Raw genomic sequence first — 22,569 nt, forward strand, 5'->3', positions numbered from 1 at the left:
CATCATCGTAGCTACTTGTTGGTACGTGAACTAGCGCGAGGAGCTACACCCGGTGCCTCGCCGATCTCTCTAACGGAGCCGTCGCCATGGGGCACTACAAGTCGAATCTGCGCGACATCGAGTTCAACCTCTTCGAAGTCCTCGGGCGGGACAAGCTGTACGGCACCGGCCCGTTCGAGGAGATGGACACCGAGACCGCGAAGAGCATCCTCGAGGAGCTGACCCGGCTCGCGGAGAACGAGCTGGCGGACTCCTTCGCCGACGCCGACCGCAACCCCCCGGTCTACGACCCGGAGACCCACACCGCGCCGGTCCCGGCGTCCTTCAAGAAGAGCTACCAGGCCTTCATGGGCTCGGAGTACTGGCGCCTGGGCCTGCCCGAGGAGATCGGCGGCACCACCGCCCCCCGCTCCCTGATCTGGGCCTACGCGGAGCTGGTGCTCGGCTCCAACCCGGCCGTGTGGATGTACTCCTCCGGCCCCGCGTTCGCCGGCATCCTCTTCGAAGAGGGCAACGAGGTCCAGAAGCACATCGCCAAGATCGCCGTGGACAAGCAGTGGGGCTCCACGATGGTGCTGACCGAGCCCGACGCGGGCTCCGACGTCGGCGCCGGCCGCACCAAGGCGGTCCAGCAGGAGGACGGCTCCTGGCACATCGAGGGCGTGAAGCGCTTCATCACCTCCGGTGAGCACGACATGTCGGAGAACATCCTCCACTACGTGCTCGCGCGTCCCGAGGGCGCCGGCCCCGGCACCAAGGGCCTGTCCCTCTTCCTCGTCCCGAAGTACGAGTTCGACTTCGAGACCGGCGAGCTGGGCGAGCGCAACGGCGTCTACGCCACCAACGTCGAGCACAAGATGGGCCTGAAGGCCTCCAACACCTGCGAGATGACCTTCGGCGACCGGCACCCCGCCAAGGGCTGGCTGATCGGCGACAAGCACGACGGCATCCGCCAGATGTTCCGCATCATCGAGTTCGCCCGCATGATGGTCGGCACGAAGGCGATCTCCACGCTGTCGACGGGCTACCTGAACGCTCTGGAGTACGCCAAGGAGCGCGTCCAGGGCCCGGACCTCGCGAACTTCATGGACAAGACCGCGCCCAAGGTCACCATCACCCACCACCCCGACGTACGCCGCTCGCTGATGACGCAGAAGGCGTACGCCGAGGGCATGCGCGCCCTGGTGATGTACACCGCCTCCATCCAGGACGAGATCCAGGTCAAGGAGGCGGCCGGCGAGGACGCCAAGGCCGAGCACGCGCTCAACGACCTGCTCCTGCCGATCGTCAAGGGTTACGGCTCCGAGAAGGGCTACGAGCAGCTCGCCCAGTCCCTGCAGACCTTCGGCGGCTCCGGGTTCCTCCAGGAGTACCCGATCGAGCAGTACATCCGCGACGCCAAGATCGACACCCTGTACGAGGGCACCACCGCGATCCAGGGCCAGGACTTCTTCTTCCGGAAGATCGTCCGCAACCAGGGCGCCGCGCTGAACTCGCTGGCCGAGGACATCAAGAAGTTCCTCGCGCTCGGCACCGGCGGCGAGGAGCTGGCCGGCGCCCGCGAGCACCTGGCGAAGGCCGCCGTCGAGCTGGAGGCCATCGTCGGCCTGATGCTCACCGACCTCGCCGCCACCGAGCAGGACGTCAAGAACATCTACAAGGTGGGCCTGAACACCACCCGCCTGCTCATGGCCTCCGGTGACGTCGTCGTCGGCTACCTGCTGCTCAAGGGTGCCGCGGTCGCCGCCGACAAGCTGGAGACCGCCTCCAGCAAGGACAAGGCGTTCTACCAGGGCAAGATCGCGGCGGCGAAGTTCTTCGCGGCCAACGTCCTGCCGGGCGTCACCGGCGCGCGCAAGCTCGCCGAGGGCGTCGAGCTGGACCTGATGGAGCTGGACGAGGACGCCTTCTAGCGTTCCCCGTCGCGTTCTCCGTCACGGGTTCCGGCGCCCCGGTTCTGGGTAGCCAAAATTCCACATCGCCCTCACGAGGGCCCGCTCCCGGTACGAGGAGTGGGCCCTCGTACGTCGTTAAGGTGAACCCCATGAGCGAACCCCACCGCTTCGACCGCGGCCACACCGACGACCTGATGTCCTTCCTCGCGGCGAGCCCGTCGCCGTACCACGCGGTGGCCAGTGCCGCCGAGCGGCTGGAGAAGGCCGGGTTCCGGCAGGTCTCGGAGACGGACGCCTGGGACATGGAGCCGGCAGCGGACGCCGCCGACGCAGGCGTCACGGTCTCGGCCGCGGGCAGCGGCGGCAGATATGTGCTGCGCGGCGGCGCGATCGTGGCCTGGTATGTCCCCGAGGGAGCGGCGCCCCACACGCCGTTCAGAATCGTCGGCGCCCACACCGACTCCCCGAACCTGCGGGTCAAGCCGCAGCCCGACACCGGGGCGCACGGCTGGCGCCAGGTCGCCGTGGAGATCTACGGCGGACCGCTGCTCAACTCCTGGCTCGACCGCGACCTGGGCCTGTCCGGCCGCCTCACCCTGCGCGACGGCTCCACCCGGCTCGTCAACGTCGACCGGCCGCTGATGCGGGTCCCCCAGCTCGCCATCCACCTCGACCGCTCCGTGTCGGCGGAAGGCCTCAAGCTCGACAAGCAGCGCCACATCCTGCCGATCTGGGGACTGGGCAACGACGTACGCGAGGGCGACCTGATCGCCTTCCTGGAGGAGGAGGCGGGGCTCGGCGCGGGCCAGGTCACCGGCTGGGACCTCATGACGCACTCCGTGGAGGCGCCCGCCCACCTGGGCCGGGACAAGGAGCTCGTCGCCGGGCCGCGCATGGACAACCTGCTGTCGGTGCACGCCGGTGTGGCCGCGCTGACGGCCGTGGCCGGCAGCGACCTGGACTGCATCCCCGTCCTCGCCGCCTTCGACCACGAGGAGAACGGCTCGCAGTCGGACACCGGCGCGGACGGACCGCTGCTCGGAAGCGTGCTGGAGCGTTCGGTGTTCGCGCGCGGCGGGTCCTTCGAGGACCGCGCCAGGGCCTTCGCGGGCACGGTCTGCCTGTCGTCCGACACCGGCCACGCCGTCCACCCCAACTACGCGGAGCGGCACGACCCGACGCACCTGCCGCGGGTCAACGGCGGCCCCATCCTCAAGGTCAACGTCAACAACCGCTACGCCACCGACGGTTCGGGCCGCGCGGTCTTCGCCGCCGCCTGCGAGAAGGCGAACGTCCCCTTCCAGTCCTTCGTCTCCAACAACTCCATGCCCTGCGGCACCACGATCGGCCCGATCACCGCCGCCCGGCACGGCATCAAGACCGTCGACATCGGAGTGGCGATCCTCTCCATGCACAGCGCCCGCGAACTGTGCGGCGCCGACGACCCGCATCTGCTGGCGAACGCGCTGGTGGCGTTCCTCCAGGGCTGACACCGCCGACCTGAGTGGTCGCCTCCGCATGAGCAGCACGCCTGCGGGTACCCGGAGTTGACCGGGAGTCCGGAAGCCACCGGACCGGAGAGGGAGGCGACACTCATGGGCCTCGGCGGATGCATCATCCTCATCGCCGCGGGAGCAATTCTCACCTTCGCGACCGACTGGCACATGGAGGGGGTCAACCTCGATCTGGTCGGCATCATCCTCATGATCGTCGGACTGATCGGCGTCAGCACCTTCAGCGGCATCGCGCGCCGGCGGCGTGTGGTCGTACCGCCCACGACGCCGGTCGTCGAAGAGGAACGGCACCACCACCACCGCGACGGCTACAGCGACGGCTACGGCGTCTGAGCGTCCAGACCGGCGAGCACCAGCGGCAGCCGGTCCGCACCGCCCTCGGCGAGGCGGACCGGCACACCCCAGTCCTGCTGGTGGACATGGCAGGCCGGGAACTCGTTCTCCCCGTCGTCGTCGCACGACGCGGCCATCGCGGAGACATGCAGCACCCCCTCCGCGATCCCGGGATTCAGCTCCAGGAGGCGCGTCAGATCCGTGTCCGCGCCCTCTCCCGACAGCAGCAGCTCCGGCGGCGTGGCCGACACCAGCAGCCGGGTCGAGGGGCCGTACCTCTCGTCGAGCTTCTGGCCCGCCGGAGCCTGGAAGATGACGTCCAACTCCAGCCTGCCGGGGGCGACTTCGGTCGCGGCGCGCTGCGTGCGGTGCGCCACCGACGCGACCTTGACGGCCTCCTCCGGCAGCCGCAGCCTGGTCAGCCGGTGCCCGGCCGACTCGACCACCACGATGTCGTCGCCGACGAGCACCGCGTCGCTCGGCTCCCGCAAGTCCGTGGCGAGGGTGGTCACTTCGCCGGTCGCCGGGTCGAACCGGCGCAGGGCGTGGTTGTACGTGTCGCTGATGGCGACCGAGCCGTCGGGCAGCGCGGTGACGCCCAACGGGTGCTGGAACAGGGCCTGTTCGGCGGCGCCGTCACGGTGCCCGAAGTCGAACAGGCCGGTGCCCACCGCCGTGTGCACGCTGCCGTCGGCCTCCACCCAGCGCAGGGCGGACGTCTCGGAGTCGGCGACCCACAGGCGGTCGGCGGTGGCGGCGAGCCCGGAGGGCTGCGCGAACCAGGCCTCGGGTCCGGGCCCGTCCACCAGGCCCTCGTTGGTCGTGCCCGCCGTGACGGCGACCGTCCGCTGCACCGGGTCGTACGCCCACAACTGGTGCACGCCCGCCATGGCGATCCAGACCCTGCCGCTGAAGAGCGCCACGTCCCACGGTGAGGACAGGTCGATCTCACGGGCCGGACCCGAGGTGGGCGAGCCCTGCCACCACTGGCGGCCCGTGCCCGCGAGGGTGGTGACCTCGCCGGTCGCGAGGTCGAAGCGGCGCAGGGCGTGGTTCACCGTGTCGGCGACCACCACCGCGCCCTCGTCGAGCAGCGCGAGCCCCTGCGGCTCGCTGAAGGCGGCCGTCTCCGCCGGGCCGTCCCTGAACCCGCGCGCCCCGGACCCGATGCGCCGTACGACGCTCTCCCCGTCCGGCTCCAGCTCCACCAGCTGATGCCGGGTCGTGTCGCTCACCAAAAAGTTCCCCGACGGCAGCACCAGCGCCTTGCCGGGGAAGCGCAGCGCCGTCGGCTGCGGCTCCGGCGCCACATAGGGCCCGTCCCCGCGCCGCAGCGTCCCCTTCGCTTCGTGCTCGGCCTCCAGCTCCGTCACCAGCCGCTCGATGGCGTGCACATGGCCCTCACCGGCGTGCTGCGCGACGACGTACCCCTCCGGGTCGATCACCACGAGCGTCGGCCACGCGCGCACCGCGTACTGCTTCCACGTCGCGAGCTCGGGGTCGTCCAGCACCGGATGCGCCACCCCGTACCGCTCCACGGCATCCACCACCGCCGCATGCTCCGCCTCGTGCACGAACTTCGGCGAGTGCACACCGATCACCACGACGGTGTCCGCATGCTTCTCCTCCAGCTCACGGAGCTCGTCGAGGACATGCAGGCAGTTAATGCAGCAAAACGTCCAAAAATCGAGCAGAACAACGCGTCCGCGCAGGTCGGCGAGCGTGTACTGCTTGTCTCCCGTGTTCAGCCAGCCGCCCTTGCCGACCAGCTCGGGGGCGCGGACTCGGACGCGGCGGGGGGTGGGGTCGGTCATGGTGCAAGGGTGCCACTCGGCACCGACAACCGGCCCGGGGGCCGTCTGCGGGCCGGTTGTCGTCTCCGGGGCCGGTGGTCGGTGGTCGGTGGTCGGGTGTTTCGGTGTCCTCAGTCCTGGTGGATCACATTGGTGCCGGGGCCGCCCGAGAGGGTGTCGGTGCCGGGGCCGCCGTAAAGGGTGTCGTTGCCGCTGTTGCCGTACAGGGTGTCGTTTCCGCTGTTGCCGTAGATGACATCGTTGCCCTTGCCGCCGTAGAGCGAGTCGTCGCCGGTGCCGCCGTAGAGCGTGTCGTTGCCGTCGTCGCCCGACAGGTCCTGGGCGCCGTCGCCGCCGTGCAGTTCGTCGTCGCCGGCGCCACCCTTGACGATGTTGTCGCCGCCGTTCGCGAAGATCGTGTCGTTGTCGTCGCCGCCCCAGGCGAAGCCGTCGGCGCCGACGGTGATCGTGTCGTCGCCCGCGTCGCCCGAGACGTAGGCGCCGTCAAGGCGGCCGGTGTCGATCGCGTGGTCGTCGCCGGCACCCAGCGAGATCTCGGCGTAGGAGTAGACCTGGCCGGTGGCGTTGTTGTACGCCGCCTTGTCGTCGCCGTCGCCGAGGTCCATGACCAGGGCGGGGTAGGGGTCCTGGCTCTCCACGTCGGCGACCGTGCAGGAGACCTTGGTCCTGTCCGAGGTGTCGAGGTAGGTGCAGCCGTGGCCCGCGTCGATCGGGACGACGTCGTCGATCACGTAGGTGAAGCCGGTGCGGTCCGCGGTGTACGACGCCGTGACCATGGCCGTGTTGGCCTGGCCGGGGGCGGCCCGGTAGGTGAGCTGCCAGTCGTACTCGTTGACCGAGGCGGTGGCGGGCGTCGTCGCGGCGGCGGCGCTGCCGGCCGTCGTGAGCGGTACGGCGAGGGCCGCGCCGAGGGCCAGCGTCACCGCCGGGACGGCGCCGATCAGCCGGTGGCGGGCGGGACGAGAGCGCATGGAAGACCTCCGTGTGGAACGTGAGCACTGTGCGGCTTGCGTAACGTCCGACACGGCCTGCGCCCGTTTGGTTGGCCAACTCCCGCATGCGCACGGGAAGTTCAACTCCGGGACACCTGGAGTCCCGGAGGATTCCGCGGCCCGGTCAGCCGAGGGCGTGTCCGGTGGTGGCGTCGACGTGGGCGGGGATCTCGTCGTGGCGGTCGCCGACGGTGGAGGTGCCGGACGGTTCCAGCATGAGGATCGCGGTGGGCACGCGCGCGTACGGCTTGTGTTCGGTGCCGCGCGGGACGGTGAAGACGGAGCCGCGCTCGAGGACGACCGTGCGCTCGCCGGCCGGCTCGCGCAGGGAGATGTGCAGTTCTCCGTCCAGGACCAGGAAGAACTCGTCGGTGTGGTCGTGGACGTGCCAGAGGTGCTCGCCCTCGACCTTGGCGATGCGGACGTCGTAGTCGTTGACGGAGGTGACGATGCGGGGGCTCCACTGCTCGGTGAAGGAGGCGAGGGCCTGGTCCAGGGAGACGGGTTCGTTGGTCATGCGATCCATCGTCGGCGGTGGCCCGGCACGCGCGCGAGTGCTAGAAATCGCATATGCCGCAAGGATCCTCGCAAGGCCGCTCGCGGACGCGGACGCGTCCGCCGCACCGGGTCGCCGTGATCGTCGACGAGGGCACCAACCCCTTCGAGGTCGGTGTCGCGACCGAGCTGTTCGGGCTGCCGCGGCCCGAACTCGGGCTGCCCGCACCGCTGTACGAGGTGACGCTGTGCGCGCCCGCGCCCGAGGTGCGGATGAACCACGGCTTCTTCACGCTGACCGGGGTGGCGGGTCTCGACGCCGTGGACGGCGCGGACACCGTCGTCGTGCCCGGCCGGCCCGACAACGTCGTCCCGCGCGTCGAGGCCGTCCTGGAGGCCGTCCGGCGCGCGTACGCGCGTGGGGCGCGCGTGATGAGCCTGTGCACCGGGAGCTTCGCGCTCGCCGAGGCCGGGCTGCTCGACGGGCGCCGGGCCACCACCCACTGGATGTGGGCCGACGCCTTCCGTGAGCTGCATCCGAAGGTCCTCCTGGAGCCCGACGTGCTCTTCGTCGACGAGGGCCGCATCCTGACCGCGGCGGGCAGCGCGGCCGCGCTCGACCTTGGGCTGCATGTCGTACGCAAGGACCACGGCGCGGAGATCGCCAACGCGGTGTCCCGGCGTCTGGTGTTCGCTGCCCACCGTGACGGCGGGCAGCGGCAGTTCGTGGAGCGGCCGGTGCCGAGTGTGCCCGAGGAGTCGCTCGCTCCCCTGCTGGCGTGGGCGCAGGAGCGCCTCGGCGAGCCGCTGACGGTGGCGGATATGGCGGCCCGCGCGGCCGTCTCCCCGGCCACCCTGCACCGGCGCTTCCGGGCCGAGCTGGGCACGACTCCGCTGGCGTGGCTGACGGGGGAGCGGGTCGCGCTCGCCTGCCGGCTGATCGAGCGCGGTGAGGAGCGGCTGGACGTGGTGGCGGCGCGCAGCGGCCTGGGGAGCGCGGCGAACCTCCGCGCGCGCGTGCGGCGCGAGACCGGACTCAGCCCGTCGGCCTACCGGCGGCGTTTCGGGCCGGCCGCCGGGGAAGCGGTGAGGGTATGAGATTCCTCGTACGCGACCGCCTCCTCGGCTTCGGTGACGACTACTGGATCGAGGACGAGCACGGCAACAAGGTGTTCCTCGTCGACGGCAAGGCCATGCGCATCCGGGACACCTTCGAGATCAAGGACACCCAAGGGCGCGTCCTGATCGACATCCACCAGAAGATGTTCGCCCTGCGCGACACGATGGTGATCGAACGCGAGGGCGAGGCCCTGGCCACCATCAGGCGCAAGCGGCTGTCCCTGCTGCGCAACCACTACCGGGTCACGCTCGTCGACGGCACCGAACTGGACGTCAGCGGCAAGATCCTCGACCGGGAGTTCGCCGTCGAGTACGACGGTGAGCTGCTGGCGGTGGTCTCGCGGCGCTGGCTGCACGTCCGGGAGACGTACGGCGTGGACGTGGTGCGCGACGACGCCGATCCGGCGCTGCTGATCGCGGTGGCGGTGTGCGTGATCCATCTCGCGGAGAAGGAGCGCGAGGAGGACTGAGCGCCGGGCCCGGCCGGGACTTCTGCTGGGCCTACTCAGGGCGGCGCGGTGGGTCCAGGCCCAGCACGCGGTCCTTGAGGGCCGGGAACTGCTCGCGGGTCGTGGCGGCCTTCGCGGGGTCGAACTCCACCGTGAGGACCTCCTCGCCGGCGCCCGCCTGTGCGAGCACCTCGCCCCAGGGATCCACCACGATCGAGTGACCGGCCTGCGGAACCCCCGCATGTGTCCCGGCCGTTCCACAGGCGAGCACGAACGCCTGGTTCTCGACCGCCCGCGCCTGGGCCAGCAGCGTCCAGTGCGACCGGCGGCGCTCCGGCCAGCCCGCCGGGACGAGCAGGGTCTCGGCGCCGGAGTCGACGAGGCCGCGGAAGAGTTCGGGGAAGCGGAGGTCGTAGCAGGTCGCGAGGCCGAGGGTGGTCTCGGGCAGACGGACCGTCACCAGGTCCTGTCCTGCGCCCATCAGCACGGCTTCGCCCTTGTCGAAGCCGAAGCGGTGGATCTTGCGGTAGGCGGCGGTCAGGTCGCCGGAGGGGGAGAAGAGGAGGGAGGTGTTGTAGAGGGAGCCGTCGGTGCCGCGCTCGGGGATGGAGCCGGCGTGCAGCCATACGCCCGCGTCGCTCGCCGCCTTGGCCATGGTGTCGTGGGTCGGTCCTTCGAGCGGTTCCGCCTCGTCGGCGAAGGACTGGTAGGCGAAGGCGCCCGTGGTCCACAACTCCGGCAGGACGACCAGATCGGCCCCGGCCTGATCCCGTACCAGCGACGTCACCCGGTGTCGGCGCGATTCGACCGATTCGCCCTCGTTCACGTCGATCTGGAGCAGAGAGGCGCGCACACTACCACCGTCCTGGCATTCGAGCCGTCCACACGGGCCTACGATCGTCACACGAAAGCACTGCCGGGGTGCCTCACAGCAGCGTAGCTTGGGGGTCCGTCCGGTTCGAGCGCAGTCGAGAACCGGCACAGTCCCAAGACGTCGCCGAGTGCAGCCACCTCCCGCTGGCAACGCTGCCGCCAACCGCCCGTGTACCGACCGCCGAGGGGTCCCGTTCCGTGAGTCTGCATCCCACCCTCCAGCCCTACGCCGACGCCTGGACCCACTCCATCGAGTCGATATCCGAACTGGTGGGGCCGCTTGCGGAGGGAGAGTGGAACCGGCGGACGCCGTGCCCGGGCTGGTCGGTCCGTGACGTGGTCTCCCATGTCATCGGCCTCGACTGCGAGATGCTGGGTGACCCCCGCCCCATCCACACGCTGCCGCGCGACCTGTTCCACGTCACCAACGACCACCAGCGCTACATGGAGATGCAGGTCGACGTCCGCCGCCACCACACGGCGCCGGAGATGACCTCCGAGCTGGAGTACGTGATCATCCGCCGCAACCGCCAGCAACGGAACGAGACGCGCGATCCGGGCACCAAGGTGCGCGGCCCGCTCGGTGCGGAGATCACGCTCGAAGAGGCCATGCGCACCCACGCGTTCAACGTCTGGGTGCACGAACAGGACCTGCGCGCCGCCCTCGGGCGCCCCGGCAACCTCGACTCCCCCGGTGCGCAGGTCGCCCGCGATGTGCTCCTGGGCATGCTGCCGCAGGTCATCGCCGATGTCGCGGCGGCGCCGCGCAGTTCGGCGATCGTCTTCGACGTGCACGGTCCGATCGAGTTCCTGCGCACCATCCGCGTCGACATCCAGGGCCGCGGCACCCTGGAGACCGCCCCCGCCCTCGGCCCGGCCGCCACGCTCACCCTCGACTGGGAGACCTTCGTGCGCCTGGCCTGCGGCCGGGTCGCGCCGGAGGCCGTGGTGGACCGGCTGAAGACGGAGGGGGACCCGGAGCTGACGGCGGCGATCCTGCGCAACTTCACGCTGACGCAGTGACAACGCGCCGACGGGTTCAGCGGTCCTCCGTGACCGACGTGGCGACACCGTCGGCGATCACGACCTTGGCGGAGACGCCCTTCTTGGCGGCGGCCTCCAGCTGGTCGAGCGTGCAGGTGTACATCGACTCGGACATCGGGCTGCCACAGATGGTGCCGGCGCCGCGGACGGCGGTGTCGTCGGAGACGTAGAACGCCTGCTCGACACCCTTCATGTCGGAGACGGTGTACTTGCCCGGGGCGAGGTAGCTGACGTTGCCGAGCCAGGTGCCGTTCACGCCCTGGGTGCCGGAACCGGTGCCGCCGTCCACGTCGTGGCGCTCGCGTACGACGGTGGCGACGCCGTCCTTCAGGGTCACGTCGGCGGTGACGGCGGCCTTCTTCAGGGCCGTCTCCAGCTGGTCGAGGGTGCAGCGCGGGCGGGCCTCGGAGCGCGGGCTGCCGCACACCTTTCCGGCGCCGTAGACCTCGGTGTCGTCGGCGACGAAGAAGGCCTGGTCGCCCGTCCGGGAGGTGTGGACGACGTACTTGCCGGGGGCGAGGTAGCTGACGGTGCCGCCGGTGAAGGTGCCGTCGACGCCCTTCCTGGTGCTGGACGCGTTCTGCGCGGACGTGCCCTTCGAGCCGGTGTTCCCGGACGTCCCGGAGGTCTTGGACGCCGACTCGTGCCGGGAGCTGCCGGCGCCCTTGGAGCCGTCGCTCGACGAGCTGCCGTGCGAGGAGCTGTTCGAGGAGCCGTTCTGACAAGCCGTCATCAGCAGGCCGGCCGTGATCGCGGCGGTGACGAGGGTGGCCTTGCGGACGTGGCGGTTCATGACGGGTTCCTTTCGGAGACGAGCACTGCGGTCACCGACTATGAGGCCCCGCCGGCCCCTCGGGTCACGCCCGTCCCCGCATCACGACAACGCTGTCACACGCCCATGACAGAGCAACATCCTGAGCAACACCTCGGATGTGAACGCCGGATGGGGTGAACCTCTCGTCTCACACCGGCACGTGCACCGTCTTCACCCGGCTCGCCACCAGGCGCTCACGCTCGCGCCGGGCGACCCGTCGGCGCAGCCGCAGGATCTGGCTGAGGCCGAGCGCCTGGAGCACGAAGACCGCGGAGAAGGCGATCGTGTAGTTGTCGCCGGTGGCGTCGAGCAGCACGCCGATCGCGAACAGGGTGGTCATCGAGGCGACGAAGCCGCCCATGTTGGTGATGCCGGAGGCCGTCCCCTGCCGCTCCGCCGGGTTGGCCGGGCGGGCGAAGTCGAAGCCGATCATCGACGCCGGACCGCAGGCGCCGAGCACCGTGCACAGCACGATCAGCAGCCACATCGGTGCCGTGTCGGCCGGGTAGGCGATCGTCGCCGCCCACACCGTCGCCGTCGCGGCCACGGTGCCGAGCGCCAGCGGCAGCCGCGCCGCGTGATGCCGGGCGACGACCTGGCCGTAGACCAGGCCCACGACCATGTTCGACAGGACGACCAGGGTCAGCAGTTCGCCGGCCGTGGCCCGGGACAGGCCCTGGGCCTGGACCAGGAACGGCATGCCCCACAGCAGCAGGAACACCATCGCCGGGAACTGGGTCGTGAAGTGCACCCACAGCCCGAGCCGGGTCCCGGGCTCGCGCCAGGAGGCCGCTATCTGCCGGCGCACGTAGGCGGCGCCCTGGTGCGCGAGGGGTTCCGGCTCGTGTCCCTCGGGGTGGTCCTTGAGGAAGAGCAGCAGCAGGACGAGGACGACGACTCCGGCCAGCGCGCTGCCCGCGAAGGCCGCGGTCCACCCGACGCCGTGCAGCAGCCGGGACAGGACGAGCGTGGAGACGAGGTTGCCCGCCATGCCGACGAGGCCCGCGAGCTGCGCGACCATCGGCCCGCGCCGGGCCGGGAACCAGCGGGTGCCGAGCCGCAGCACGCTGATGAAGGTCAGTGCGTCACCGCAGCCGAGCAGGGCGCGCGAGGCGAGGGCCATGCCGTAGGAGGGGGAGAAGGCGAAGCCCAGCTGGCCCGCCGTGAACAGCACCACCCCGATGGTCAGCACCTTCTTGGTGCCGAGCCGGTCCACCAGCAGGCCGACGGGTATCTGCATGCCGGCGTAGACCAGCAGCTGCAGGATCGAGAAGGTCGACAGCGCCGAGGCGTTCACATGGAAGCGGTCGGCGGCGTCGAGGCCCGCGACCCCGAGGGACGTACGGAAGATGACGGCGACGAAGTAGACGGAGACGCCGATGCTCCACACGGCGATCGCGCGCCGGCCGCCCGGCGGATCACCCGGAAGGGTGAGCGAGGACGACGAGGAGGGGGAGCTCATCGGACCTCACCCCGGGCCAGGTGCGAGAACCAGCTCACGTGCCGGTGGACGACGTCGACCGCCGCCTCCATGTCCCCGGAGCGCAGCGCGTCGAGGAGCTCCGCGTGCTCGGCGAGGGTCTTGGCGACCCGGTCGGGGTGGGAGTGCAGCACGGCGACGCCCATCCGCAGCTGACGGTCGCGCAGCTGGTCGTAGAGCCGGGAGAGGATCTCGTTGCCGCCGCTGCGGACGATCTCGGCGTGGAAGCAGCGGTCGGTCACGGCGGCCGCGGCGAGGTCACCCGCGGCGACCTGCTCGCGCTGCTTCGTCAGCAGCGCCTCCAGCCGCTCCACGAGCCCCGCGGGTGCGGGCACGGCCTTGCGCGCCGCGTGCTCCTCGACCAGCAGCCGGGTCTCCACCACGTCCGCGATCTCCTGCGCGGACACGGGCAGGACCAGGGCTCCCTTCTTCGGGTAGAGCTTGATCAGCCCTTCCACCTCCAGGCGCAGCAGCGCCTCGCGCACCGGGGTGCGGGAGACCCCCACGGCCTCGGCGAGCTCGCCCTCGGTCAGCAGGGTCCCGCCCTCGTAGCGGCGCTCGAGGACTCCCTGCTTGACGTGGGTGTAGACCCGGTCGGCGGCTGGTGGTTGCTTGCTGGTCAGGGTCCCCGGACTGGTCATGGGGACAGCATAGATACAACACGTACGCATCAGGGATCACGTCCATCATCCGGACGGGAGCCGCACGGGATCCGGATGTCGTCCAGCCGGTTCACCACCAGGAGGGACATGTCCCAGCGGCGGCACAACCTTCTGTGCTACTTACGTGTCACACACCCGCGGCCCTCCTTCCTCTCCCCTCCAACTCGGCCGCACATATGGGGCATTCTACGTAATCGGGGTATCTCAAGTTGATTACTGCCATTGGCGGCAAGAAGGGCAGGCGGCTCCGCAGAGCCGCCGCCGTCAGCATCACCGCAGGCGCCGTGCTCACGACCGGAGCCCTGGCCGCCGCACCCGCTCAGGCGGCCTCCGCGCCCTCCATCGTGGCCAAGGGCGGCTACGTGATGAACAACTCCAACGCCAAGACGCTCTACACCAAGGCCGCGGACACCAAGCGCTCCACCGGTTCCACCACCAAGATCATGACCGCGAAGGTCGTGCTCGCCCAGCCGCATCTGAACCTCGACTCCAAGGTGACGATCCAGAAGGCGTACAGCGACTACGTCGTCTCCCACAACGCCTCGCAGGCGCATCTGATCGTCGGTGACAAGGTGACGGTCCGCCAGCTGCTGTACGGCCTGATGCTGCCGTCCGGCTGCGACGCCGCCTACGCGCTCGCCGACAAGTTCGGTTCCGGCTCGACGCGGGCCAAGCGGGTGTCGAACTTCATCGGCAAGATGAACACCGCCGCCAAGAACCTGGGTCTGACGCACACCCACTTCGACTCGTTCGACGGCATAGGGAATGGTGCGAACTACTCGACGCCCCGTGACCTGACGAAAATCGCCAGCAGTGCGATGAAGAACTCCACGTTCCGCACGCTCGTGAAGACGAAGAAGTACACCGCGAAGACCATCACCAAGACGGGCAGCACCCGCACGATGGCCGCGTGGACCAACACCAACGGCCTGCTCAGCAGCTACAGCGGCACGATCGGTGTGAAGACGGGCTCCGGCCCCGAGGCCAAGTACTGCCTGGTCTTCGCCGCCACCCGCGGCGGCAAGACGGTCATCGGCACCGTGCTCGCCTCCTCCTCCATCGCCCAGCGCGAGTCGGACGCCAAGAAGCTCATGAGCTACGGGTTCACCAGGATCTGACCCGGGCGCGCACACGCAGCAGCACGCAGAGGGGCCCGTCGCCGGAAGCGACGGGCCCTTCGCCCTGCACGGCCGGCCCGGCACGACCGGGCCGGACTCTCACGCCCAGGTGATCAGCCGCTTCGGCTGCTCCAGGATCGCCGCCACGTCCGCGAGGACCTTGGAGCCCAGCTCGCCGTCGACCAGTCGGTGGTCGAAGGACAGCGCCAGGGTCGTGACCTGACGCGGCTTCACCTTGCCCTTGTGCACCCACGGCTGGAGCTTGATCGCGCCGACCGCGAGGATCGCGGACTCGCCGGGGTTGAGGATGGGCGTGCCCGTGTCGACGCCGAAGACGCCGACGTTGGTGATGGTCACCGTGCCGCCCTGCATCGCGCCCGGGGACGTCTTGCCCTCGCGGGCCGTGGACACCAGCTCGCCCAGGGACTCGGCCAGTTGCGGCAGGGTCTTGGCGTGCGCGTCCTTGATGTTCGGGACGATCAGGCCGCGCGGGGTGGCCGCCGCGATGCCGAGGTTGACGTAGTGCTTGACCACGATCTCCTGGGCGGCCTCGTCCCACGAGGCGTTGATCTCCGGGTTGCGCTTGAGGGCGACCAGCAGGGCCTTGGCGATCAGCAGCAGCGGGTTCACCCGCAGGCCCGCGAACTCCTTGTCCTGCTTGAGCTCCTCGACCAGCTTCATCGTGCGCGTCACGTCCACCGTCACGAACTCCGTGACGTGCGGGGCGGTGAACGCCGAGCCGACCATCGCCTGCGCGGTCGCCCTGCGGACCCCCTTGATGGGGATACGGGTCTCCCGTGCCGAGTCGTACGAGGCCACGGCGGCCGGTGCGGGCGCGGGCGCGGCGGGCGCCGCCACGGACGGCTCCGGTGCCGGGGCCGCCGGTGCGAGGGCGGCATGGACGTCCTCGCGCGTGATGATGCCGTCCGGGCCCGACGGGACGACCGTCGCCAGGTCGACGCCGAGGTCCTTCGCCAGCTTGCGCACCGGCGGCTTGGCGAGCGGGCGCTGCCCGGTCGTCGCCACCGGTTCCGCCACCGGTGCCGGTGCATGGCCGTTCAGCTCCGCCTGGATCGCCGTCGAGGCCTGCGCGGCCTCCGCGTCGGCGCCCTTGCGGGGGCGGCGCTTGGTGGAGGACTCCGCCACGCCGTAACCCACCAGGACCGGCTGGCGGCCCGAGCCCTCCGGCTTGCTCTCCTCGGCCGGTGCGGGGACCGCGGCGGCCGGCTCGGCCGGTGCCTCGGGGGCCGCGGAGCCCCCCGACACGTCCACCGCGATGATCGGCGTGCCCACGTCGACCGTGGCGCCCTCGGGGAAGTGCAGGTCGCGGACCACGCCGTCGTACGGGATGGGCAGTTCCACCGCTGCCTTGGCCGTCTCGACCTCGCACACCACCTGGCCGTCGGTGACCGTGTCGCCCGGCTGGACGTACCACTTGAGGATCTCGGCCTCGGTGAGGCCCTCGCCCACGTCCGGCATCTTGAACTCGCGTACGGACGCTTCCGTCATCGTCGTCACGACCCTCTCCTCAGTACGCCAGGGCACGGTCGACGGCGTCGAGTACCCGGTCCAGGCCCGGCAGATACTCCTCCTCCAGGCGGGCCGGCGGGTACGGGGCGTGGTAGCCGCCGACCCTGAGGACCGGGGCCTCCAGGTGGTAGAAGCAGCGCTCCGTGATCCGGGCGGCGATCTCCGCGCCCGAGCCGAAGAACACCGGCGCCTCGTGGACGACGACCAGGCGGCCCGTCCGCTCCACCGAGGCCTGGATCGAGTCGAAGTCCAGCGGGGACACCGAGCGCAGGTCCAGCACCTCCAGGGACTTGCCCTCCTCGGCGGCCGCGTCGGCCACCTCCCGGCAGAGCTTCACCATCGGGCCGTAGGCGGCGAGGGTGAGGTCGGTGCCGGGGCGCACGACCTGCGCCTTGTGCAGCGGACCGGGGATGGCCTCGGTGTTGACCTCGGCCTTGTCCCAGTAGCGCCGCTTCGGCTCGAAGAAGATCACCGGGTCGTCGCTCTGGATGGCCTGCTGCATCATCCAGTACGCGTCAGAGGCGTTCGAGGGCGAGACGATCTTCAGGCCCGCGACATGCGCGAACAGGGCCTCCGGCGACTCGGAGTGGTGCTCGACGGCGCCGATGCCGCCGCCGTAGGGGATGCGCACGACGACCGGGAGCTTGACCTTGCCCAGGGAGCGCGCGTGCATCTTGGCGAGCTGAGTGACGATCTGGTCGTACGCCGGGAAGACGAAGCCGTCGAACTGGATCTCCACGACCGGGCGGTAGCCCCGAAGAGCCAGGCCGATCGCGGTGCCCACGATGCCGGACTCGGCCAGCGGGGTGTCGATGACCCTGCTCTCGCCGAAGTCCTTCTGCAGGCCGTCCGTCACCCGGAAGACACCGCCAAGCTTGCCGACGTCCTCACCCATGACCAGGACCTTGGGGTCGGTCTCCAGGGCGCGGCGCAGCGATTCGTTGACCGCCTTGGCCAGAGCCATGGTCCTGACTGTCACAGCCTCCGCCATCTCAGTGACCCCCCTCGTCTGCGAACGACGCCTGGTAGGCGGCGAACTGGGCTCGCTCCTCGTCGACGAGCGCATGCCCGTCCGCGTACGCGTTCTCGAAGATGGCGAAGCGGTCCGGGTCCGGCATGGCGCGGACCGCCTCACGCACTCGCCTGCCCAACGCTTCGCTCTCGGCCTCGAGTTCCGCGAAGAATCCCTCGTCCGCGTGGTTTGCGGCCTCCAGGTACCGGCGAAGGCGCAGGATCGGGTCCTTCGCCTCCCAGGCCTCACGCTCCTCGTCGGCGCGGTACTTCGTCGGGTCGTCGGAGGTGGTGTGCGCGCCCATGCGGTAGGTGTACGCCTCGACGAGGGTCGGGCCCTCGCCGCTGCGCGCCCGCTCCAGCGCCCACCGGGTGACCGCGAGACAGGCCAGCACGTCGTTGCCGTCCACCCGCACGCCCGGGAAGCCGTAGCCCTGTGCGCGCTGGTAGAGCGGCACGCGGGTCTGCTTCTCGGTCGGCTCGGAGATCGCCCACTGGTTGTTCTGGCAGAAGAACACGACCGGGGCGTTGTAGACCGCGGAGAAGGTGAAGGACTCCGCGACGTCGCCCTGGCTGGAGGCGCCGTCGCCGAAGTAGGCGATCACCGCGCTGTCCGCGCCGTCCTTGGCCACGCCCATCGCATAGCCCGTGGCGTGCAGCGTCTGGGAGCCGATGACGATCGTGTACAGGTGGAAGTTGTTGCTGCCCGGGTCCCAGCCGCCGTTGTTCACGCCGCGGAACATGCCCAGCAGATTGGTCGGGTCGACCCCGCGGCACCAGGCGACGCCGTGCTCGCGGTAGGTCGGGAAGACGTAGTCGTCCTCGCGGGTGGCCCGCCCGGAGCCGATCTGGGCGGCCTCCTGGCCGAGCAGCGAGGCCCACAGGCCCAGCTCGCCCTGGCGCTGCAGGGAGGTGGCCTCGGCGTCGAAGCGGCGGGTGAGCACCATGTCGCGGTACAGACCGCGGAGCTCATCGGGGGTGATGCCGGCGACGTACTTGTCGTACTCGGCGTTCTTGAGCCGCTCGCCCTCGGGCGTCAGCAGCTGTACGAGCTCGGGGTCGGTGCCAGGCGCATTCTTTGCGGTCGTGCGCTTGCCGGCCGTGCTCTTGGTTCCGGCGCTGCGTCGCGGCTTGCGCGCGGCAGTGCTCTCCACGGTCACGTGTGCTCCTCCGTCGGTCCGGCTACCCGGGTTCGCCGGGTGCCAGTGCGGCTCATCTGCAGCCCTACGGACGCACAGGGTGGGTGCGCCCGGTCGGGAACAGGTGTGACAGGTGCCCCGGCGAGCGCCCTGCAAAAGGCACGTTACCCAGTGCTCCACATTTCTGTGAAACCCCTCCTGACCTGCGATTTTGCTTGGATTTCCAAGTAAATCGCGAAAGCCCGGAAGGTTTCCTGGTCACAGCCTTGCAGGGGGCCGGAACAACGGCACGTTATCCCGGTGACCCAGTTCACGGGAAGACTTCACCTCGGGCGGGACTGCGGCCCCTGTGTGAGACTGCGAACGTGAACGAAGAGGGAAAAATCCGGGTATTTCTGCTCGACGATCACGAAGTGGTCCGGCGCGGTGTCCATGAGCTGCTGTGGGCCGAGGGCGACATCGAGGTGGTCGGCGAGGCGGGCACGGCGGCCGAGGCACTGGCACGCATTCCGGCCACCCGGCCCGACGTCGCGGTGCTCGACGTACGGCTCCCGGACGGCAGTGGGGTCGAGGTGTGCCGCGACATCCGCTCCCGGGACGAGCGGGTGACGTGCCTGATGCTGACCTCCTACGCCGACGACGAGGCCCTGTTCGACGCGATCATGGCGGGCGCCTCCGGCTATGTCCTCAAGGCCATCCGCGGCGCGGAACTGCTGGCGGCCGTGCGGGACGTCGCGGCCGGGAAGTCGCTGCTCGACCCGGTGGCCACCGCGCGCGTGCTGCAGCGGCTGCGCGACGGCGGCCGCGACAGGGGCGACGACCGGCTGGAAGGGCTCACCGAGCAGGAGCGCAGGATCCTCGACCTGATCGGCGAGGGCCTCACCAACCGCGCGATCGGCGAGAGGCTGCACCTCGCCGAGAAGACGATCAAGAACTATGTGTCCGCGCTGCTGTCGAAACTGGGAATGGAGCGAAGGTCCCAGGCGGCGGCCTATGTGGCGCGCATGCAGGCCGAACAGCAGCGCCGTTAGGGACCAAAGCCTCTGCCCCGGGGAGCGCGCCCCTGCGGACAGTGGTCGCATGCCCAGTGACGACCAGCGCGCCGTCGACCAGCGCGCCGTCGACCGACTCGCCGTCGACCTGCTCGCCCGCACCGACTACGGCCGTATCGCCACCAGCATGCGCGCGCTGCCCTTCCTCGCCTTCGCCCGGCACATCGTGTCCGACGGCCGGGTGCTGCTGCGTCTGCCGCGCAGCTGCGGCTACCACCGTGCGTGCGGCGGCAGCGTCGTCGCCTACGGCTCGGACAACTTGAGCTCCGCCCGTCCCGGCGAGGCCCTGTGGTCCGTCCAGGTCGTCGGGGCGTGCAGCCCCTACGAGCCGACGGCCGCCGAGACGGAGCGGTTCGGGGCGGCGCCCCGGCGCGTGGACGGCGAACCGTACGAGCCCGTCTATCTGAGCGTCGAGCCGCAGTTCGGCACGGTCCACTCGACCGACGGCGGCCTGGAACGCCACTTCGAGCACATGCCGTGACCGAATGCGACTGCCTGTGACAACGCCCAGCTCACGGCCTTGAATCGTGCCCTACCATCTGGCGCGTGTTGCGCTCCCCTGTACCACCGCATGTGCCTCACGCGCCCCCGCTGGGCGAACTGCTGCGCCAGTACGGCGCCGGTTCCGCCGTCGCCTGCGAGCCCGTCGACCAGGGCCTGCTCAACCGGGGCTATCGCCTGTGCACCACCCACGGCCGCTACTTCCTCAAGCACCACTTCGACCCGGAGACCGCCGACCCGGCCGCGATCGCCCGTCAGCACCGGGCCACCCAGCGCCTGGCCGATCTGGGCGTACCGGTGGCGCCCCCGCTGCCCGGGCGGGACGGGCGCACGGTCGCGGTGATCGGCGGACACGCCTACGCGCTGCACCCCTGGATCGAGGGACGGCACCGGCACGGCGGACAGCTCACGACCGTCCAGTGCGGCCGGCTGGGGGCGCTGCTGGGAGTGGTGCACGCGAGCCTGGAGCGGGTGATGCCGGCACACGCGCGTGCCCGTACCGAACCCGTCGCCGCCGACCCCGCCGACACCTTCACCCTCATCGACGACCTGCTCGGCCGCGTACGCCGCCACCGCCCCGCCGACTCGTTCGACGAACTGGCCCGCCACCGCCTGCTGGAACGCCGCACGCTGCTGGAGCAGCACGCCGACAGGCGCCCTGCGCGCGGGAGTTCGGTGGGCTGGGTGCACGGCGACTTCCACCCGTTCAACCTGCTCTACAGGGGGGACGCGCCCGCCGCCATCGTCGACTGGGACCGCCTTGGCCTGCGCCCGCGCGCGGAGGAGGCGGTACGCGCCGCCGCGATCTTCTTCGTACGGCCCGCCGGAACCCTCGACCTGCCCAAGGTGCGCGCCTACGCGCGCGCGTACCGGCGCACGGCCGGTGCCACGCCCTCCGAACTCGCGGCAGCCGTGCACCGCGTGTGGTGGGAACGCCTCAACGACTTCTGGATGCTGCGCTGGCACTACGAACGCGGCGACACCCGCGCCGACCCCCAGCTCCCGGCGACCTCCGCCCTGGCGGTGTGGTGGACGCGGGAGTACGACGCGGTGTGTGGGGCGTTCGTGGAGTGACGCGTCACTCGTCTTCGTCGCCGCCGGGGCTGCCCGTCGGCGACGGGTTGCCCGTCGGCGACTGCGTCTGGGACGGCTGGCCCGTCGGCTCCTCGGTCGTCGGCTCGTCCGTCGGCTCGTCCGTCGGCTCGTTCGTCGCGCTCTGGGACGGCGTGTACGACGGCGTGTACGAGGGGGTGTAGTCCCCCGAGCCGCCGCTCGTGGAGTTGTCGTCCGTGGAGGTGTCCGTCGAGTCGTCGGTCGGCTCGGAGCTGGGCGTCTCGCTGGCCGAGTCGTCCGTGGTGGACTGCGTGGCGCTCGGGGACTTGGTGGGGTCCGTGCCGCCGCCTCCGCCGCCTCCGTTGTTCAGTGCGAGCGCGACACCCGCCGCGATGGCGATCACCGCGAGGACGGCGAGGATCCACAGCTTGCCGCGGCCGCTGCCCCTGTTCCCGTGGCCCTCGAAGCCGCCGTCGTCCCCGCCGCCGTAGCCGGCGGGCAGCACCTGCTGCGGGATCTGCGTCGTGCCGGAGGCATGGCCGGGGTGCGGCAGCACCTGGGTGCCGGCGAAGCCCGCGGCCGGGGTGTGCCGGCCCTCGTGCACATCGACCGGGCCGGTGTTCCAGGTGCCGGTGTGGCCGCCCTGGTCGTAGAGCATCTGCAGCCCGTACTGGACGAGCCCGCGCATCTCCTCGGCCGTCTGGAAGCGGTCGTCCGGCTCCTTGGCGAGCGAGCGCATGACCAGGCCGTCGAGCTCCGGCGGGGTGGCGTCCGAGACCTCCGACGGCGGCACCGGGATGTCCTGGACGTGCTGGTAGACCACCGACAGCGGGGTCTCGCCGACGAACGGGGGCCTGAGCGCGAGGAGTTCGTAGAGCAGACAGCCCACCGCGTACAGGTCGGAGCGGTGGTCGACGGCCTTGCCGAGCGCCTGCTCCGGGGAGAGGTACTGCGGGGTGCCCATGACCATGCCGGTCTGCGTCATCGTCGTGGACGCGCCGTGCAGGGCGCGGGCGATGCCGAAGTCCATCACCTTGACGGCGCCGTTGTGCGTGATGATGACGTTGGCCGGCTTGATGTCGCGGTGCACGATGCCGTGCTGGTGCGAGTAGGCGAGCGCCTCCAGCACACCGGAGACGATGATCAGGGCCTGCTCGGGTCCCGGCGCCTCGGCGTTGATCAGCAGGTCGCGGATGGTGCGGCCCTCGACGATCTCCATGACGATGTAGGGGACCGACTGGCCGCCCACGAAGTCCTCGCCGGAGTCGTACACCGCGACGATGGCATGGTGGTTGAGGCCGGCCACCGACTGGGCCTCGCGGGTGAAACGGGCCTTGGAGACCGGGTCCTCGGCGAGGTCGGCGCGCAGCAGCTTGACCGCGACGGTGCGCCCGAGGCGCACGTCCTCGGCGGCGAACACCTCTGCCATGCCGCCCCGGCCGAGTCTGCGGGTCAGCCGGTACCGGCCGTCCCCGACAAGCCCGCCGTTACCCCACATCTCCGGCGCATCTGACATACCGCCGCCAGTCGCCTCGGGGTCGGACGGGCCCTGAGCGCGCTGCTGCTGTGCCATCAGTCCTCGCCGTCGTTTCTGCCCGCGGTGCGCGCGGTGTTGTTACGGTCTCCGTCGGCCACGCTACAGCCTCAACGCAAGCCGCCGTTCCGAGAAGGGGACCGGAAC

At 70.5% G+C, this 22,569-nt stretch carries 21 protein-coding genes; 10 read left to right on the plus strand and 11 right to left on the minus strand.

Features of this window, described 5'->3' with window-relative positions; all coding sequences use genetic code 11:
• Nucleotides 1-86 precede the first annotated feature (86 nt).
• The 3 genes from MQN93_RS13305 (at nucleotide 87) to MQN93_RS13315 (ending at nucleotide 3,742) form a co-directional block, all read left to right on the plus strand.
• Nucleotides 87-1,913, plus strand: coding sequence for an acyl-CoA dehydrogenase (locus MQN93_RS13305; RefSeq protein ID WP_242709647.1), 1,827 nt, complete (start codon nucleotides 87-89; stop codon nucleotides 1,911-1,913).
• A 131-nt stretch (nucleotides 1,914-2,044) separates the two neighbouring features.
• Complete coding sequence (locus tag MQN93_RS13310; protein WP_242709648.1) at nucleotides 2,045-3,385, plus strand: M18 family aminopeptidase; 1,341 nt, start codon at nucleotides 2,045-2,047, stop codon at nucleotides 3,383-3,385.
• Between the two features lie 105 nt (nucleotides 3,386-3,490).
• A complete protein-coding gene (locus MQN93_RS13315; RefSeq protein WP_016437133.1) occupies nucleotides 3,491-3,742 on the plus strand; it encodes a DUF6458 family protein in 252 nt (83 codons plus the stop codon).
• On the opposite strand, the gene MQN93_RS13320 is transcribed toward MQN93_RS13315, so the two are convergent.
• The 3 genes from MQN93_RS13320 to MQN93_RS13330 form a co-directional block, all read right to left on the minus strand.
• Nucleotides 3,730-5,556, minus strand: coding sequence for a thioredoxin-like domain-containing protein (locus MQN93_RS13320; RefSeq protein WP_242709649.1), 1,827 nt, complete (start codon nucleotides 5,554-5,556; stop codon nucleotides 3,730-3,732). The two genes, MQN93_RS13315 and MQN93_RS13320, sit on opposite strands and share 13 nt — an antisense overlap.
• Before the next feature lie 110 nt (nucleotides 5,557-5,666).
• Nucleotides 5,667-6,527: a calcium-binding protein gene (locus MQN93_RS13325; RefSeq protein ID WP_016437131.1), complete on the minus strand. Its 861-nt coding sequence runs from the start codon at nucleotides 6,525-6,527 to the stop codon at nucleotides 5,667-5,669.
• A 145-nt stretch (nucleotides 6,528-6,672) separates the two neighbouring features.
• Nucleotides 6,673-7,065, minus strand: coding sequence for a cupin domain-containing protein (locus tag MQN93_RS13330; RefSeq protein WP_037783371.1), 393 nt, complete (start codon nucleotides 7,063-7,065; stop codon nucleotides 6,673-6,675).
• A gap of 53 nt (nucleotides 7,066-7,118) precedes the next feature.
• Between MQN93_RS13330 and MQN93_RS13335 the strand changes: the two genes are divergently transcribed.
• Entirely contained in the window at nucleotides 7,119-8,141 is a 1,023-nt protein-coding gene (locus tag MQN93_RS13335; RefSeq protein WP_242709650.1) for a GlxA family transcriptional regulator, read from the plus strand.
• Nucleotides 8,138-8,632, plus strand: coding sequence for an LURP-one-related/scramblase family protein (locus MQN93_RS13340; protein WP_016437128.1), 495 nt, complete (start codon nucleotides 8,138-8,140; stop codon nucleotides 8,630-8,632). The genes MQN93_RS13335 and MQN93_RS13340 overlap by 4 nt, the downstream gene beginning before the upstream one ends.
• A 31-nt stretch (nucleotides 8,633-8,663) precedes the next feature.
• Here MQN93_RS13340 and MQN93_RS13345 read toward each other — a convergent pair whose 3' ends face one another.
• On the minus strand, nucleotides 8,664-9,464 hold the full coding sequence (locus MQN93_RS13345; RefSeq protein ID WP_242709651.1) for a carbon-nitrogen family hydrolase: 801 nt from the start codon (nucleotides 9,462-9,464) through the stop codon (nucleotides 8,664-8,666).
• A 218-nt stretch (nucleotides 9,465-9,682) separates the two neighbouring features.
• On the opposite strand from MQN93_RS13345, the gene MQN93_RS13350 reads away from it, so the two are divergent.
• The gene (locus tag MQN93_RS13350) at nucleotides 9,683-10,507 is read left to right on the plus strand and encodes a maleylpyruvate isomerase family mycothiol-dependent enzyme (protein WP_242709652.1); all 825 of its coding nucleotides are present in this window, start codon (nucleotides 9,683-9,685) and stop codon (nucleotides 10,505-10,507) included.
• A 16-nt stretch (nucleotides 10,508-10,523) separates the two neighbouring features.
• Here the strand turns inward: MQN93_RS13350 and MQN93_RS13355 are convergent, their stop codons facing one another.
• The 3 genes from MQN93_RS13355 to MQN93_RS13365 all read right to left on the minus strand — a co-directional run bounded on the left by MQN93_RS13355 (nucleotide 10,524) and on the right by MQN93_RS13365 (nucleotide 13,463).
• Nucleotides 10,524-11,321, minus strand: coding sequence for a hypothetical protein (locus tag MQN93_RS13355; protein ID WP_242709653.1), 798 nt, complete (start codon nucleotides 11,319-11,321; stop codon nucleotides 10,524-10,526).
• Between the two features lie 169 nt (nucleotides 11,322-11,490).
• A complete protein-coding gene (locus tag MQN93_RS13360; RefSeq protein WP_016437124.1) occupies nucleotides 11,491-12,804 on the minus strand; it encodes an MFS transporter in 1,314 nt (437 codons plus the stop codon).
• Nucleotides 12,801-13,463, minus strand: coding sequence for a GntR family transcriptional regulator (locus tag MQN93_RS13365; protein ID WP_242709654.1), 663 nt, complete (start codon nucleotides 13,461-13,463; stop codon nucleotides 12,801-12,803). The genes MQN93_RS13360 and MQN93_RS13365 overlap by 4 nt, the downstream gene beginning before the upstream one ends.
• 230 nt (nucleotides 13,464-13,693) lie before the next feature.
• On the opposite strand from MQN93_RS13365, the gene MQN93_RS13370 reads away from it, so the two are divergent.
• A complete protein-coding gene (locus tag MQN93_RS13370) occupies nucleotides 13,694-14,602 on the plus strand; it encodes a D-alanyl-D-alanine carboxypeptidase family protein (RefSeq protein ID WP_016437122.1) in 909 nt (302 codons plus the stop codon).
• 99 nt (nucleotides 14,603-14,701) lie between these two features.
• Here the strand turns inward: MQN93_RS13370 and MQN93_RS13375 are convergent, their stop codons facing one another.
• Genes MQN93_RS13375 through pdhA form a run of 3 tightly spaced genes read right to left on the minus strand, consistent with a single transcriptional unit; the run spans nucleotide 14,702 to nucleotide 18,303 of the window.
• Nucleotides 14,702-16,120, minus strand: coding sequence for a dihydrolipoamide acetyltransferase family protein (locus MQN93_RS13375; RefSeq protein WP_242709655.1), 1,419 nt, complete (start codon nucleotides 16,118-16,120; stop codon nucleotides 14,702-14,704).
• A gap of 10 nt (nucleotides 16,121-16,130) precedes the next feature.
• Nucleotides 16,131-17,096: an alpha-ketoacid dehydrogenase subunit beta gene (locus MQN93_RS13380; RefSeq protein WP_372504348.1), complete on the minus strand. Its 966-nt coding sequence runs from the start codon at nucleotides 17,094-17,096 to the stop codon at nucleotides 16,131-16,133.
• Between the two features lie 28 nt (nucleotides 17,097-17,124).
• A complete protein-coding gene (gene pdhA / locus MQN93_RS13385; RefSeq protein ID WP_016437119.1) occupies nucleotides 17,125-18,303 on the minus strand; it encodes a pyruvate dehydrogenase (acetyl-transferring) E1 component subunit alpha in 1,179 nt (392 codons plus the stop codon).
• A gap of 344 nt (nucleotides 18,304-18,647) precedes the next feature.
• Between pdhA and MQN93_RS13390 the strand changes: the two genes are divergently transcribed.
• The 3 genes from MQN93_RS13390 to MQN93_RS13400 all read left to right on the plus strand — a co-directional run bounded on the left by MQN93_RS13390 (nucleotide 18,648) and on the right by MQN93_RS13400 (nucleotide 20,909).
• Nucleotides 18,648-19,313, plus strand: coding sequence for a response regulator (locus MQN93_RS13390; protein ID WP_016437118.1), 666 nt, complete (start codon nucleotides 18,648-18,650; stop codon nucleotides 19,311-19,313).
• Between the two features lie 49 nt (nucleotides 19,314-19,362).
• Nucleotides 19,363-19,815, plus strand: a complete 453-nt coding sequence (locus MQN93_RS13395; RefSeq protein WP_242709656.1) for a pyridoxamine 5'-phosphate oxidase family protein — start codon at nucleotides 19,363-19,365, stop codon at nucleotides 19,813-19,815.
• 92 nt (nucleotides 19,816-19,907) lie between these two features.
• Complete coding sequence (locus MQN93_RS13400; RefSeq protein ID WP_242709804.1) at nucleotides 19,908-20,909, plus strand: phosphotransferase; 1,002 nt, start codon at nucleotides 19,908-19,910, stop codon at nucleotides 20,907-20,909.
• Between the two features lie 4 nt (nucleotides 20,910-20,913).
• On the opposite strand, the gene MQN93_RS13405 is transcribed toward MQN93_RS13400, so the two are convergent.
• Nucleotides 20,914-22,461, minus strand: coding sequence for a protein kinase domain-containing protein (locus MQN93_RS13405; protein WP_242709657.1), 1,548 nt, complete (start codon nucleotides 22,459-22,461; stop codon nucleotides 20,914-20,916).
• Nucleotides 22,462-22,569: the final 108 nt, after the last annotated feature.

This window comes from Streptomyces spinosisporus, assembly GCF_022698145.1.
Lineage (GTDB): Bacteria > Actinomycetota > Actinomycetes > Streptomycetales > Streptomycetaceae > Streptomyces > Streptomyces spinosisporus.

Coding starts and splice junctions, on each gene's coding strand:
- MQN93_RS13305 (WP_242709647.1), top strand. CDS start 87: ATGGGGCACTACAAGTCGAATCTGCGCGACATCGAGTTCAACCTCTTC.
- MQN93_RS13310 (WP_242709648.1), top strand. CDS start 2,045: ATGAGCGAACCCCACCGCTTCGACCGCGGCCACACCGACGACCTGATG.
- MQN93_RS13315 (WP_016437133.1), top strand. CDS start 3,491: ATGGGCCTCGGCGGATGCATCATCCTCATCGCCGCGGGAGCAATTCTC.
- MQN93_RS13320 (WP_242709649.1), bottom strand. CDS start 5,556: ATGACCGACCCCACCCCCCGCCGCGTCCGAGTCCGCGCCCCCGAGCTG.
- MQN93_RS13325 (WP_016437131.1), bottom strand. CDS start 6,527: ATGCGCTCTCGTCCCGCCCGCCACCGGCTGATCGGCGCCGTCCCGGCG.
- MQN93_RS13330 (WP_037783371.1), bottom strand. CDS start 7,065: ATGACCAACGAACCCGTCTCCCTGGACCAGGCCCTCGCCTCCTTCACC.
- MQN93_RS13335 (WP_242709650.1), top strand. CDS start 7,119: ATGCCGCAAGGATCCTCGCAAGGCCGCTCGCGGACGCGGACGCGTCCG.
- MQN93_RS13340 (WP_016437128.1), top strand. CDS start 8,138: ATGAGATTCCTCGTACGCGACCGCCTCCTCGGCTTCGGTGACGACTAC.
- MQN93_RS13355 (WP_242709653.1), bottom strand. CDS start 11,321: ATGAACCGCCACGTCCGCAAGGCCACCCTCGTCACCGCCGCGATCACG.
- MQN93_RS13360 (WP_016437124.1), bottom strand. CDS start 12,804: ATGAGCTCCCCCTCCTCGTCGTCCTCGCTCACCCTTCCGGGTGATCCG.
- MQN93_RS13365 (WP_242709654.1), bottom strand. CDS start 13,463: ATGACCAGTCCGGGGACCCTGACCAGCAAGCAACCACCAGCCGCCGAC.
- MQN93_RS13380 (WP_372504348.1), bottom strand. CDS start 17,096: ATGGCTCTGGCCAAGGCGGTCAACGAATCGCTGCGCCGCGCCCTGGAG.
- MQN93_RS13395 (WP_242709656.1), top strand. CDS start 19,363: ATGCCCAGTGACGACCAGCGCGCCGTCGACCAGCGCGCCGTCGACCGA.
- MQN93_RS13405 (WP_242709657.1), bottom strand. CDS start 22,461: ATGGCACAGCAGCAGCGCGCTCAGGGCCCGTCCGACCCCGAGGCGACT.